The sequence below is a fragment of the Rheinheimera baltica DSM 14885 genome (assembly GCF_000425345.1).
Taxonomy (GTDB): Bacteria; Pseudomonadota; Gammaproteobacteria; order Enterobacterales; family Alteromonadaceae; genus Alishewanella; species Alishewanella baltica.
The window spans coordinates 1-13,583 of sequence record NZ_AUDG01000014.1 but is presented as its reverse complement, the minus strand read 5'-3'; the positions used below and the strand labels follow the sequence as shown (position 1 = coordinate 13,583).

The following is a 13,583-nucleotide window of genomic DNA, read 5'->3' as shown; positions in this document are numbered from 1 at the left end:
CGCATCAGGGTTTAAATTCTATTGGCCAGATAAAACGTGCACTTACCGCAGCATTGCCTTTGGTTGGCATACTAAAGCGACTGTTGCGGACAAGGCGTTCTATTTCTGGTCGTAGTTCAGGGTAAGGGTTTTCCAATACATCAAGCAGCGTAAGCCGGCCTTGCTCATTAATCAGAATGTCGAGTTTTACCAACACGTTTGTCACACCTTGGCGAGTTAAGCTTCTGGGGAATGTGACGTTTAACGGTGTTTGCAACACAGGCAAGGTGTCTAATTGCGCTAAGCTAAACGCGGTGATCTGCAAATCCAGTGATTGCCACTGAAGCTGCTCTATCTGCGGTTGCGGTGCATTTATGCTGAGTTTCGGCTGCGGCACCTTGATCTGGTGGGTGGGTATTTTCACTGCAGCAGAGTGACTGATCTTTACATCCAGCGCCGCGGCATGGGTAACGGGTTGAGGCGGACTGGGCGGTGGAGGTGGCGGCGGTAACGGCAACATCGCGACATCTAATGGCCGCACCAGCAATTGCGCTTGTTGTGGTTCAAACTGGCGGGCGTACCACATCATACCCAGTGCTGCAGCGAGTAAAAGTAAACTTAAAGCGAATGCAAGTAAGCGCAGGCGTGAATGCATATTATTGTGCTACCGTCGCCAGGCTAACTTGGGGAGCACCGGCGAGTTTAGCCGCATCCAACACGCTGACCAACAGTTCAGCTGATACATTTTTATCAACCTGCAACACCACGGGGCGGCTGCGCTCGCGAAGCAATTGTTCAACCGTAGGTCTGACACCTGCCACACCGATATTGCTGTTATCGTAATACACACTACCCTGATCCGTAATTGCCAGCAGAATGACCATTTGCTGTAGCTGGTTGGCTGATACGGCCTGTGGTTTATCAACTTCAACCCCGGTTTCACGCACAAACACCGTGGTGACAATAAAGAAAATAAGTAGAATAAACACCACATCCAACAGCGGTGACATATCTATAGTTTGCTGCTGTTGTTCAATTCGTTGGCTTAAACGTTGCTGCATGCGGCCTCCTGCACTGCCATGTCGTTAACGCGTGCACGTGTCAGCTTGCTGTTAACCATCGACTGCAACAGCCAGGCGGGTATAGCACAGGTCAACCCCAATTGGGTGGTAAAAAGAGCTTGGCCAATACCATTGCTAAGTTCTGCCGCGCCATTGCTTCCAGAGGCCAGGTTGGCGAATACACTTAACAAGCCGATAATGGTGCCCAGCAAGCCACACAGTGGCATACTGGCAATCAAGACTGTGTTAAATGGCTGCCATTGACCACATTGCTGCCAGTGTCCAGATCGCAGTAGTAACCATTCCTGCAGTAGCAGCTGATAACTACCCAAAGCGGCGGCTAGTATCAGCCAGCACACGACATTGTCCAGTAGCAGGTTGATCATGCGGCATGCTCCGTAGTGAAGCCTGGTGCGGCTTCTCCGGTAACGCTTTGTGATAAGCTTAGGGCCAGTGCTTCCAACTGGTGATAATAGCGACGTGCTTGGCGTGATAGTAACGCGTGCAGTACCAAAGCGGGTATTGCCACTACCAGCCCAAGTTCGGTGGTAATTAATGCTTGTGCAATACCGCCAGACACCACTTGTGGGTCGCCGGAACCAAACAAGGTCATCATGTTAAAGGTTTCAATCATGCCACTAACCGTACCTAACAAACCAAGTAACGGGGCAACGGCGGCTGTTACCGCTATGGCGCCAAGACGGGCCTCAAGGGCCAGTTTACTCTGCTGCAGCACAGCAAATAGTGCGTCATCACGCTGCTGACCAATCGCAAAGCTTACGCTGCAAGCGGCCAGTTCCCGCGCATAACCGCTGTGCTTTGCCATACGCGCTTGCGGCAACTTAGCGACGTGCACCGGGGGTAGGCGCCACAGTTGCCAGGCTTTGTGCAATGCAATGGCCAATGCAACCAAGGCAAATACCAGAATAGGTAGCGCCCAGATACCGCCTTTACTAATGTGATGCAATGCTGACTCATCTTGGTTGCTGCGCAGCAACGCTTTGCTCAGGCTAGGATCGAACAGTAGCTTTGCTCGTTGCTGTTGCTGTAGTTGTGCCAGCGAACTGCTGTCAGTAAACGGCAGTGCAACGCTCCAGGTGTCTGTTGTGTCCTGACGATGCTGTAATAAGCCGCCTTGTTGCTGCTGTGCTAACCAATACCAGCTAACTGGCCCGGCGCTAAGTACTTGCGCCTTCGTCAGCTCACCATTTTGTTGAATAATATCCTGCGTGTGCCATTGCGGGTAAAGGTTGCGTTGCAGGCTGCTGGCAAAACCGGTTGCGGCTTTAAGTTGTGCGGTAAGCGTATTGTTACTGGCACTTAACTTATGTTGACGAATAAAACTTGCCAGTTGGTTTTGCTGATACTGTTGTTGATCTTGCCAGCTTTTCAGCCTTTCAGTTAATTGCGTAAGCCCTAATGTGCTTTCATCTTCAGCACGACGCGATATTGCCGTTTGATGGCGTAACTGCTGCACTTGTTGTTGCAAGGTTTGATATTGGGTGACCAACTGCTGTTGCTGTTGGCTAATCTGTTGCTCGATGGCTTTTAATGCCTGCTGCGCCTGTTTAATGTCCTGTAGTACCGACGTTTGCACATCGGCCGCGAATGCCATTGATGCAGGTAATAACAGCAACCAAAAAGCGGCTAATGATTGTAGTGCAATTGGGTACGCCTGGTGGCTGGGCTTCATGGTAATGGCTCCTGCATTGCCGAGGCAGAACTTGCAGCGGTTTGTACAGAAAGCTGTATTGGCAGACTAATCAGCTCAGCTTGCACCTTTTTTTCTACCATAGCGATAGCCTGTAGCACGTGCACACCAGCAATATTGCTGTCGAACTGCCATTGCCAGCCGTTGCTGTCAGGGAGGCCGATACCGGCATAACTGCCATCGGCACTGCTAAACCAAGCCTGGCTTGCGCCTAAATACAATTGACGAACTCTAACCGGCTGGCCTTGATCTGTAGTAAGTGTCATTTCATCCAGGCTTAGCCTGTGTTGAAATTCTGCCAGCTTGCTTAGCAGTAGTAGTGCGCGTTGCAATGTTACTGACGGTTCAGCTTGCTCTGGCAAGCTAGCGAGTTCTTGCTGCCACAGCTGCTGCAATGGTGGTGGTAACTGAGACTGCATGCTACTTACCTGCAACAGCAAGGTGTCAATAAACTCTGCGCCTTGTTGTTGCTGTTGTTCTAGTTGCTGCTGCTGTGCCAGCAGAGCCGTTCGCTGCTCATCAACAGCATTGTGTTGCTGTGTGTTTTGCGTTTGAAGTTGCTGTAATTGTTTAATTTCAGCCTGTAATAAACTAATACCCTGCTGCAGGCTTTGCTTGCGTAGTTGCCAGTCTTTTTGTTGGTTTAACTGCTGTTGCTCAAGCGCCAGCCATTGCTGCACCAAAGCGTCAAGCTGCTGCGCAGAAGGTTGCTCAGAAGTGGCATTTACCAACGCAGAAAACGCCATACAACCCAGCGTTAAAATCAAAGTAGTGAAGTGAAAAGATCGTTTTTTCATGCTTCGCCAAAATTTGGAAGTTCACAACATTAACGGTGAGTGCATTATGGCAAATCAATACATTAAATACAACTGATAACTATTATCATTTACATTGCTTTTATGTGGTGCTAGCATTTGGCCGAATTTTTAATTTCCAGCAGACTACAGCACTGATGGTTAAAGCTGATGTATATGGCTGATAGTTATAGCTGATAGCTAAGCCATGAGTTGCTAGTGCGCCGGACAATACTATGGAGCAGAAAATGACTCGAGTTGTGGATAATGCCTTTCACAAAGCCCCACTAGCGTTAGCAGTAACAATTGCATGTGCCGTTTGGACCGGCCACGCCGTTGCACAGCAAACAACAGCCGTTCAGGAGTTGGCGGTTGCGAAAGCGAAAACGACTACTGAGGATGATGTAAAAGTTGAACAATCGGCCAATATCAAATTTACGCAGCCCTTATTAGACACGGCTAAAACTATTACGGTCATTCCACAAGCGGTAATGAAAGATCGGGCTGTTGATAGCCTGCGTGATGCCTTGCGTAATGTCTCTGGTATTTCTCTGGCGGCTGGCGAAGGTGGTGCCCCTAGTGGTGACAGTATGTCAATTCGAGGCTTCAAGGCTGCAACGGATATTTTTGTGGATGGTATTCGCGATATCGCGGGTTACAGCCGCGATACTTACAATTTGGAAAGCATTGAAGTGGCCAAAGGCCCGGGATCTGCAGTATCTGGCCGAGGTGCGACTGGCGGCAGTATCAATTTACAGTCGAAGACTGCAAAGCTGGATCAGTTTACTGATGTTAGCTTGCGTATTGGTTCGGAGTCTGATTACCGCGCTACGCTAGATAGCAATATTTCCCTGGGGGATAGCACGGCGTTGCGGCTTAACTTACTCACTGATGATGCCGATGTCGCCGGGCGTGATAACGTGTTCAACAGTAAAAATGCTGCTGCGATGTCACTGGCTACCGGTATTGGCTCGGCCCAACGTTTTAGCCTGAATGCGGAATACCAAAAACAAGACAATATGCCAGACTACGGTATTCCTTGGGTGTCCGATCCGGCCGCGGTGCCGGAACTGACAGATTACCTTTATCAGGCGCCGCCGGTTAGCTTTGACAATTTTTATGGCAATGTATTTCGTGATTACGAAGACATTAGCGCGCAGTCATTAACCGGCCGTTTTGAGCAGGATATCAGTGATACAACAACATTGCGGATGCAGGCTCGGTTAGGATCGGTGGCACGTGAAGGGGTGGTAACTGCGCCACGTTTCTACAATCAAAAAACCGGCACCGAAGTGCGTCAAAGCGATGAGAAAACCCGCGACAGCAAAAACTCGCTTCAGGCTGTGCAGCTGGATCTGATTGGCGAATATCAAACCGGTGGTGTTAAGCACAATGTTGTCAGCGGTATTGAATGGGCAGCTGAAACTTTCAAACGCTGGAACATGGTCGATCTGGTAGACGATAATCTGGACAGTACACCGTCACTGGTCGATTTGTATCACCCCGACGCGCATGTGCCGTTTACCGGCCAATATGGCCGTGATGGTAACAGTATCAAAGCTGAAGGTAAGAACATCGCGGTGTATTTGTTTGATACGTTAACGTTAACCCCGCAGTGGGAATTAACCTTGGGTGGGCGCTGGGACAAGTTTGAAACAGATTACCAATATAGCTACACCGATGCTGCCTTAGTAGCAGACACCCGCGATAGCGTGTTTAGCTGGAATGCAGGATTGGTGTTTAAACCAGCCAGCAATGGCAGCATTTACTTTGCTTTGGGTAACTCCTTTAACCCGTCAGCAGAGGGGTTAACCGTGTCGACCAACAGCAATAGTAATCTGGTGGACTTGGAGCCGGAAGAAACACTAAGTTATGAGTTTGGTACAAAGTGGGATTTATTTGACAGTCGGCTGCTCGCCAGTGCGGCAATATTTCGTACTGAAAAAAATCATGCCCGCACTGATGACCCGGATTTTTCTGGCGATCAGAGCAGTTTTGATACCTTAAACGGTGAACAGCGGGTACAGGGGCTGGAGCTAAGTGCAGTGGGTTATATTAAGCCGAACTGGACGCTGATTGCCGCTTACACTTATCAAGACAGCGAAATTACTCATGCCGAGGGCGATGATGCCAGCCAAATTGGTATGCCGTTGTCTGGAACGCCTGAGCACTCAGCCAGTGTTTGGACCCGGTATGATTTTAACGATCAGCTGGCGTTTGGTGCAGGAGCGCAGTATGTGGGAGAGCGTTTCAATAGCTCGTCAGCAAACCGTAAAACCGCTGCGGGGTACACCACGTACGACCTGATGCTGGCGTACCAGCTTACAGACAAAATTGGAATGCAGTTAAACGGTATAAACCTAAGCGATAAACGTTACATTGAACAGCTTGGCGGTGGACATTTTATCCCTGGTGAAGGCCGGCACGTTAGCGTAACGGCACACTACAACTTCTGATAAATTAAATAGATAAAGACCCCCGCTAGCAGCAATGCCGGCGGGGCTTTTAGCCTTAGGTAAGGTTAAATTGCACAGGACTCATTATGCTGTTAAAAATTCCACAAGTATTAAACCAGGCGCAGGTTGCGGCCTGTAGAGATGTATTACTGGCTGCCGATTGGGCAGATGGAAGCAGTACAGCCGGGTATCAATCAGCACAGGCTAAACACAATTTGCAGCTGCCTGAGCAGAGCCAGGATGCGCTGCAACTGGGCGAACTTGTGTTGCAGGCATTGTCTGGTAACAAGCTGTTTATGTCAGCGGCGTTGCCATTGAAAATCTTCCCGCCTTTATTTAACTGTTATCAGGGTGGGCAGTCGTTTGGCGTGCATGTCGATAATGCAATTCGTCAAGTTCCGGGGACACCGGTAAAGGTGCGGACAGATTTGTCGATGACATTGTTTATATCAGAACCGCAAGACTACGACGGTGGTGAGCTGGTAATAGAAGACACCTTTGGTGCCCATAAGGTTAAGTTGGCGGCAGGAGATATGGTGCTGTACCCGTCAACCAGCTTGCATAAAGTTACCCCGGTTACCCGTGGTAGGCGGCTAGCATCGTTTTTTTGGCTTCAAAGTATGGTTGCCAGTGATGAGAAACGCAGTTTGTTGTTTGATATGGACATGGCTATTCAAGCGTTGCGACAAAAAGTTGCGGACAGTAACGAAATTGTACAATTGACCGGCGTATATCACAATTTGCTACGTCAATGGGCACAAACTTAAAAAACAGGCTGCTTGTATCCCTTAACACGCTGAAGCATGATACCAGCCTGTTTTTTTCAGGGAACTGTTTATGTTTAGCGAATGTTTCTACCCACGTTTTTCTGATACCGATGCGCTGGGCCATATCAATAACACAGTGTTTGCTGTCTGGTTTGAAGGGGCAAGGCAGAACGTTTTTAAAATTTTTAGCCCAGCGCTAAATTTGCAGCAATGGCCTCTGATTATTGCCAGTATTAAGCTCGATTATCATGCACAAACCCACTTCGGCGCTGAAGTTGAACTACGGACTTATATCAGCCGTATGGGAAATAGTTCGTTTGATGTGTACCAAGAAGCCTGGCAGAACGGCGTGAAAACGGTATCGGGCACCGCGGTAATGGTGCACTTTAACTACGCCACAAGCGCTGCTGTGCCAATCTCTGCAGAGCAAAAACATCAGCTTAGTTTGCACGCGTTGCCGACATAACCATCGCAACCAGAATGAGTCTGGTCGTAAAGCGATGGCAGATATATTGCCGTCTGCGTAAGGTCGTACTAAACCCAAAGCATGGAGTGTGTAATGAAAAGCCTTATAGTTGCAGTTGCTGCAGGCGTTAGCCTGGCATTTTCTGGTGCCGTCTACAGTTTTGACCGGATAACCGGAGAGGATTTCGCCAGCCGCTCCGAAGTGATAGCGCCTTCAGCGATGGCCGCAACCAGCCAGCCGTTAGCAACGCAAATTGCATTGGATATAATGAAGCAAGGTGGCAATGCCATTGACGCGGCTATTGCGGCGAATGCAGCACTGGGTCTGATGGAACCAACGGGCAATGGTATTGGCGGTGACTTGTATGCCATTGTCTGGGATGCAAAAAGCCAGAAACTGCATGGTTTAAATGCGTCGGGCCGCTCACCGTTAGGTTTAAGTTACGACACCCTACAAGCAGAGTTAGACAAACTTGGCCGTAAAGACCTGCCGCCACACGGCATGCTGCCTATTAGTGTGCCTGGCGCCGTGGATGGCTGGTTTGAGCTACACAGCAAATTTGGTCGTTTGCCAATGCGCGACATTTTGCAGCCAGCAATTGGTTATGCCGAAACTGGTTTTCCGGTAAGTGAGTTAATCGCCTATTACTGGGATCGCAGTGTCCCTGTATTAAGCAAACAACCTGGTGACTTTATCGGTACTTTTACCATCAACGGCAAGGCCCCGGCAAAGGGCGAAATTTTTAAAAATCCGGCGTTGGCGAATACATTAAAGATGTTAGCGAAAGATGGGCGAGATGCATTTTATCGGGGTGAACTTACTAAACAGATTGATAGTTTTATGCGCGAGAATGGTGGTTACTTGCGCTATGACGACTTTGCCAAACACCGCTCTGACTGGGTTGAGCCGGTTGGGGTAGACTACAAAGGTTATACATTATGGGAATTGCCACCCAACGGCCAGGGTATTGCAGCACTGCAAATGTTACAGATTCTGAAAAATTTCGATTTAAAAGCCGCTGGTTTTAATACACCACAAAGCCTGCATTGGCTTATTGAAGCTAAAAAGCTGGCATTTGAAGACCGGGCAAAATTTTATGCCGATCAAGATTTTAATAAAGCCCCTGTTGCCGGTCTTATTTCTGCAGAGTATGGCCGTGAACGCGCAAAGTTAATCGGTGAAAAGGCGGCAAAACGGGTTGATGCCGGCAATCCGGCGTTATACCAAGGCGATACCATTTATATGACCACTGCCGATAAAGACGGCAACATGGTGTCACTGATCCAAAGTAACTACCGGGGTATGGGTTCAGGCGTTGTTGTGCCGGGGTTAGGTTTTGTGTTTCAGGACCGTGGCGAATTGTTTTCTTTAGATAAAAAGCACGCCAATGTTTATGCCCCCGGTAAGCGGCCGTTTCAAACTATTATTCCCGCCTTCGTGACAAAAGATAATCAGCCTTTAATCAGTTTTGGTGTCATGGGTGGTGCAATGCAGCCACAAGGTCATGTGCAAATTCTGGTTAATATGGTCGACTATGGTATGAACCTGCAAGAAGCCGGTGACGCGGCACGTTGGCAACACTTAGGTAGCACTGAGCCCACTGACGGTAGCGAGATGTATCTGCAGAACGGGGGTTATACTGAAGTGGAACGTGGTGTGCCTTATGACACTGTGCGCGCGCTGATGCAAAAAGGCCATGATGTACGTTATGGCTTAGGTGGCTACGGCGGCTATCAGGCTATCATGCGAGATCATAAAAACGGCGTTTGGATTGGTGCGTCAGAATCTCGTAAAGATGGTCAGGCTGCAGGGTACTAGACAGATTAAAGGTATACCCGTGAAAACAGGTATACCTTTTCGTTTATCAGTTTATTGTGTGTATAACCTTTACCTGATCAGTTACATTGGCTGCGTCAATGTAACCGATAGCATATTCATTTGAGCCAACAAAAGAGACAACATCAGCATCGCTGGCTAGCTCTTTTGGTGGATTGCCTTTGCCTGTGAAAACCAGCTTTGACCAATAGGCTTTTAATTGTGAAGATGAGCGACCCACTGCTTTTTCATCAAATATTGCCCGTTTAGTGTCGGAATCACGAAGGTTGACCGGGGTCAATGCTGACGACCGTCCCGTATAAATGCGGGCGATTTCATCATTAGTAATAGTTTCATTCATCGCCGGATTTACCACAACGACTACCTGTGCGATGGTTGAAAAACACATCATGCTGGTTGTCGCTAAAAAGAGTGTTAATTTTTTCATGTTGCTTCTCCTAGAATACTAAATCAACGCCAACAGTGATCAAGCCAATGCGATTGTCGGTAGTTTTGTTGTTCTGTGAACTGTATTGGACTTTGAAGGCCGCTGACGGATGAAAATCATAACGTAATCCGGCACTTACGGTCGTTGCATCAAATTCTTGCCCCGCTACAATACCGATAACGGGTTGCAGTAACTGCGGTGGTAATATATCGATGTAAGGCTGATAAATACTGTCTTTACTTTTATGGTCTTCGCGTTCGAACACAACATAAGGTTGAATGTTGTCTAGTCTGTAGCCTGCTGATAAGTAATAGTTTGTTCTGTCTGAGTAAAAAGAATTTTCTATGCCTATATCATTGTATTCAAATACAATATTCCAATTGCCAGGTTCAAGTGTAACGCCGACGCCATAAAAAGTGCCTTTGTCTTCATCAAAATCAAGCTCTGAAGCCAGCGCTTGAAAACCAGGGACATTGGTGTTAAATAATGCTGCCGTCAATGGACTAAAAGCGTTTGATGTTACAGAAATATCACCTTGAACATAGGCTGCACGGAACGAATACCAATCACGGCTTAACTCTACGTTGACTGAAACAACGTTGTTCTGGTCTGTTGATGCAGGCTGATCAAAGATTGGATTGTTATTTGACGACGAACCATAGAGAACTTGAATAGAAGTGTCAAAATCACCCAGTGCTGTGGTGTAGTACAATGAAATACCCTCAACATTGGTAAAGCCTACACCCGAATAGACGCTCTGTGGCGCGATATTCCATGCATAGGCATAACCTACATCTTTAAAATCAGAGTATTTAAAAAATGGCACACCAATACGGCCAGCGTTCAAGGTTAAATTGTCGCTAAGTTGATAGGACAGATATAGCCATTCAAACTGGACATCAAAGTCATCTGAGCCTCGACCAAGTAGCTGACCGGTAACCGATAATTTTTCACCCAGGTCTGATTTAATTTGTAGTGCAAATAAACTGCCGGTTTTAAAGTCCAGTTCATCAGAGTATTCATACAAACTTTCATCTGAAGATGTCGTCATCCCCGCTTTTATTGACGCGAAGCCATTAATCGTTGTGTCTGCATGTGCAAAGGTGGTGCTTAATGCAGTCACCATTGCAATGGTTAGTAAGGTTTTTTTCATCTTGACCTCAGTTCGGTTGTGTTATTTGAAACTTAATTTGAGCACAGTATAGGGCATTTTTTAAACACATCAAGACATATGCGACATTTGTTTCATTTGAGACATGGGTCTTGGTATGGTTATATGTTGGGATAGTAAAAGTACTCAGAGCAATAAAACGGGCATGCCCAAGGCCAACTTAAAATTAACGTTCTGTTTTTCTTGAAAAAATAGGCCAGCTGTCGTCGAAAGCTATTTTGACTTGAATAGTTTAAAGAACCTGCAACTAGGTATAGCTAAGATTTCAGATTTATTAAAGTGCTGTTAACTGGGGAGTTCAAATTTAACTTCAAAGTGCTGTTGTATATTATGAATTGCTTGATGCATATCGCCGTCAAAGTCTGCACACAATTCGGCATAGTTGTGGCGCAGTTTTAAGCGCTGAGTCGTTTTCACAAATCGTAAAATTTCTTCTTTACTGGTTAATATCAGCCGCGGTACCCGCACATTGTTGCCCTGCTCATCTTTGGCGATCATTGTGAAGTAAGACGAGTTGCAGTGCTTTACTTTGCCGGTTTGAATGTTTTGTGCCTCTACCCGAATACCAACCACCATCGAACTATTGCCGACAAAGTTAACGGACGCCTTTAACGTAACCAGTTCGCCAACTTCAATAGGGTTAAGAAAGTCTACCCGGTCAACGGATGCCGTAACGCAGTATTTACCACTAAATTTAGAGCCACTGGCAAACGCGATTTGATCCATAAGCGACAACAAGTGCCCGCCATGAATTTTGCCACTGAAATTAGAATGTGACGGCAGCATCAATTGCGATAGCGTTACGCGGGAAGTATTGCCTTTTCTGTACAGGTCGCTCATAGATTCTTTGCCTGTGAAGACTGAATTTAGCCTAGTGTAGCAGGATTTTGACCTTGGCAGCGCCGTGATTTAACGGCGCTGCTAAGTTGGTCCGGATGTGTCGTTGTTTAGAAGATAAAATCTAGCGCGACACTGAACAGGGTAGCGTCGTTGTGATAGCTAAAATCATACCAGGGTGAGCGATCACCTTGATCTTCAAACTTATTCCACTCGAATTTAAGTGAAGCGTTGTTCATTACGTTGTAGCGAAGCCCTAACGTAAGTATTTGATGTTCTTCAGCATCACCAACACCAAAGCCCTCATAATCCTTTGTTAGTTCCAATTTAGCTTTGGATAAACCAATGTATGGCTGCCAAGTTTCATGGTTGTATACCGCACTTATATAATAGGTTGGAAATTCAGATCCGTAGCCGTCATCGTACGTGACATAGTTGTAATCGAATAAGAAAGTAAAGTAATCAAACGTCATACTACCGCCAAGACCGATAAAACTGAGATCAAAGTCCGTCAGCGACGATTTACCTGACCGAATAGGGGTTCCATCCGGATTGGTACGTCGTTCAATAACGTTATCAGGGATACCATCATTGTCCACATCAATCTCATCGAAAAACATGACATTGGCAGTCGTGGAATAGTGTGTTTTGAAGTACGACGCGCGCAAATCTAGCCAGTCATTAGACACGGCTACATTTAACCCCATAATTTCACTCCAGGTTACATCGGCTGTACCAGCTATGTAGGTGCCTTCAGGCGGAAAATAGTAGCCACCACGATTACGCCAGAAATCATGAGATTTGATATTGCGTTGTGTTTCACGTCCGCCAAAGACACTTACGTCTACTGACCAATTATTCAGATAAAAATTATGTAGATAGGTTGCGCCATTAAACTGAGTGATTTCCCACCAATATAAGTTTGCTGGTGGGCGTATCCATGGGTAAGCGTAACCTACTTCCATATACTCAGAAAAATAGTACATCGGAAGCATGCGCCGACCTACCATTAAAGTACTATTCTCAGTAAGTTCATGGCTAACATAGAACCAGTCTACATCTGGTTTCCACTCATCAGCACCTTTGGCGACCAGTTGAATGGTCGCAGTCATTTTATCACTGATGTCGGTGCTCATTTGCAGTGCAACCATTGACTCTTGTTCCCAGTCCCACTCTTCGATGTAGTAGGCATAGTCATAAAAATCGACTTGGAACTCTACATCGCCACTGGGGTCAGGATCACCGCTAATCACTTTGCCCGCAACAATAGAGCCGTAGCCACTGACGCGAATTTCCGCTTGTGTATTAAAAGCTGTTAACACGGTGCTGATTAATAAAAGGATCAGTATTCTCATAGAGTACCTCAGAATGTTGCGATGACTTTGACATTACCGTTGACACTTGCAGCGTCTATATAACCTATAGTGTTTGGGTTATCGGCAATAAGTTCGAGCATCTCTGCCACTGACGTTTCTTTTGGCGGTGTCCCTTTTCCGGTAAATAATAACTTGGACCAATAGGCCTTCATTTGCGCGTCTGATTTTCCTAACACGGCATCATGAAATTCACTACGGGTTGGGTTGTCTTCTTCCAGAGACAATAACAATGCTGTTTTGCCATTGGAAAAGCTTTTTTGTCGTCCTGAAAATAAACTTTTAATGTCATCAGTGGATATTTCTGCAGTATTAGAAGGGTTAACAATGATGGCGATATCGGCAGAGGTTGCGCCAGACACCACCATAGATGCTATAAAAAACAACGTGAAACGACTAGGGCTTGTTGATCTTTCGAGATGGATTATTAGACAGCATGATGGGCTGGTACAATTACTTTCGCCAAAAACTAACCATGACAACCCATCATGCCAAGGACAATGTTAACAGACGAGTGCTGGTCAAAGCTAATCAGATTGATGCTTAAAACAGGCCGCATTTATGACAAACCGGAACACAGAAATACTTTCGAAGGCATTTTGTACCGGATGCGGGTCGGTTGCCCATGGCGCGATGTGCCAGAAACTTTTGGAGATTGGAGCGCCATCTACCGGCGTTTTAACTTGTGGTCTAAAAAAGGCATTC

At 46.7% G+C, this 13,583-nt stretch carries 15 protein-coding genes; 5 read left to right on the top strand and 10 right to left on the bottom strand.

Annotation, left to right across the window (positions count from 1 at the left end; translation table 11 throughout):
- Window positions 1–4 precede the first annotated feature (4 nt).
- The 5 genes from H595_RS0107060 to H595_RS21775 are packed head-to-tail and all read right to left on the bottom strand — an operon-like array spanning window position 5 to window position 3,548.
- Complete coding sequence (locus H595_RS0107060) at window positions 5–634, bottom strand: energy transducer TonB (RefSeq protein ID WP_027670583.1); 630 nt, start codon at window positions 632–634, stop codon at window positions 5–7.
- 1 nt (window position 635) lies between these two features.
- Window positions 636–1,040 carry an ExbD/TolR family protein gene (locus tag H595_RS0107055; RefSeq protein ID WP_027670582.1) on the bottom strand — a complete coding sequence of 135 codons (405 nt, stop codon included), beginning with the start codon at window positions 1,038–1,040 and terminating at the stop codon, window positions 636–638.
- Window positions 1,025–1,426, bottom strand: a complete 402-nt coding sequence (locus tag H595_RS0107050; protein WP_027670581.1) for a MotA/TolQ/ExbB proton channel family protein — start codon at window positions 1,424–1,426, stop codon at window positions 1,025–1,027. Before H595_RS0107050 ends, H595_RS0107055 begins: the two co-directional genes overlap by 16 nt.
- Window positions 1,423–2,733, bottom strand: coding sequence for a MotA/TolQ/ExbB proton channel family protein (locus H595_RS21780; protein WP_051219772.1), 1,311 nt, complete (start codon window positions 2,731–2,733; stop codon window positions 1,423–1,425). The genes H595_RS0107050 and H595_RS21780 overlap by 4 nt, the downstream gene beginning before the upstream one ends.
- A complete protein-coding gene (locus H595_RS21775; RefSeq protein ID WP_084153508.1) occupies window positions 2,730–3,548 on the bottom strand; it encodes a DUF3450 family protein in 819 nt (272 codons plus the stop codon). The genes H595_RS21780 and H595_RS21775 overlap by 4 nt, the downstream gene beginning before the upstream one ends.
- A gap of 245 nt (window positions 3,549–3,793) precedes the next feature.
- Between H595_RS21775 and H595_RS0107030 the strand changes: the two genes are divergently transcribed.
- The 4 genes from H595_RS0107030 to ggt all read left to right on the top strand — a co-directional run bounded on the left by H595_RS0107030 (window position 3,794) and on the right by ggt (window position 9,052).
- Complete coding sequence (locus H595_RS0107030; RefSeq protein WP_037053974.1) at window positions 3,794–6,001, top strand: TonB-dependent receptor; 2,208 nt, start codon at window positions 3,794–3,796, stop codon at window positions 5,999–6,001.
- Between the two features lie 86 nt (window positions 6,002–6,087).
- Complete coding sequence (locus H595_RS0107025) at window positions 6,088–6,768, top strand: Fe2+-dependent dioxygenase (protein WP_027670579.1); 681 nt, start codon at window positions 6,088–6,090, stop codon at window positions 6,766–6,768.
- A 70-nt stretch (window positions 6,769–6,838) separates the two neighbouring features.
- Window positions 6,839–7,234 carry an acyl-CoA thioesterase gene (locus H595_RS0107020; protein WP_027670578.1) on the top strand — a complete coding sequence of 132 codons (396 nt, stop codon included), beginning with the start codon at window positions 6,839–6,841 and terminating at the stop codon, window positions 7,232–7,234.
- A gap of 93 nt (window positions 7,235–7,327) precedes the next feature.
- Complete coding sequence (ggt, locus tag H595_RS0107015) at window positions 7,328–9,052, top strand: gamma-glutamyltransferase (RefSeq protein WP_027670577.1); 1,725 nt, start codon at window positions 7,328–7,330, stop codon at window positions 9,050–9,052.
- Window positions 9,053–9,098: 46 nt separating this feature from the next.
- Here ggt and H595_RS0107010 read toward each other — a convergent pair whose 3' ends face one another.
- From H595_RS0107010 to H595_RS0106990, 5 genes are all read right to left on the bottom strand, one after another.
- Window positions 9,099–9,497 (bottom strand): type 2 periplasmic-binding domain-containing protein, encoded by a 399-nt coding sequence (locus tag H595_RS0107010; protein WP_027670576.1) that lies wholly within the window; start codon window positions 9,495–9,497, stop codon window positions 9,099–9,101.
- A 10-nt stretch (window positions 9,498–9,507) separates the two neighbouring features.
- Entirely contained in the window at window positions 9,508–10,650 is a 1,143-nt protein-coding gene (locus tag H595_RS0107005; RefSeq protein ID WP_027670575.1) for a porin, read from the bottom strand.
- Window positions 10,651–10,953: 303 nt separating this feature from the next.
- Entirely contained in the window at window positions 10,954–11,508 is a 555-nt protein-coding gene (locus tag H595_RS0107000) for an acyl-CoA thioesterase (RefSeq protein WP_027670574.1), read from the bottom strand.
- Between the two features lie 107 nt (window positions 11,509–11,615).
- Entirely contained in the window at window positions 11,616–12,860 is a 1,245-nt protein-coding gene (locus tag H595_RS0106995; RefSeq protein WP_027670573.1) for a hypothetical protein, read from the bottom strand.
- Between the two features lie 8 nt (window positions 12,861–12,868).
- Complete coding sequence (locus tag H595_RS0106990) at window positions 12,869–13,246, bottom strand: type 2 periplasmic-binding domain-containing protein (protein ID WP_051219769.1); 378 nt, start codon at window positions 13,244–13,246, stop codon at window positions 12,869–12,871.
- Between the two features lie 120 nt (window positions 13,247–13,366).
- Between H595_RS0106990 and H595_RS23800 the strand changes: the two genes are divergently transcribed.
- Window positions 13,367–13,583 (top strand): transposase (locus H595_RS23800; RefSeq protein ID WP_156885935.1); only part of this gene is annotated, 217 nt, incomplete at its 3' end.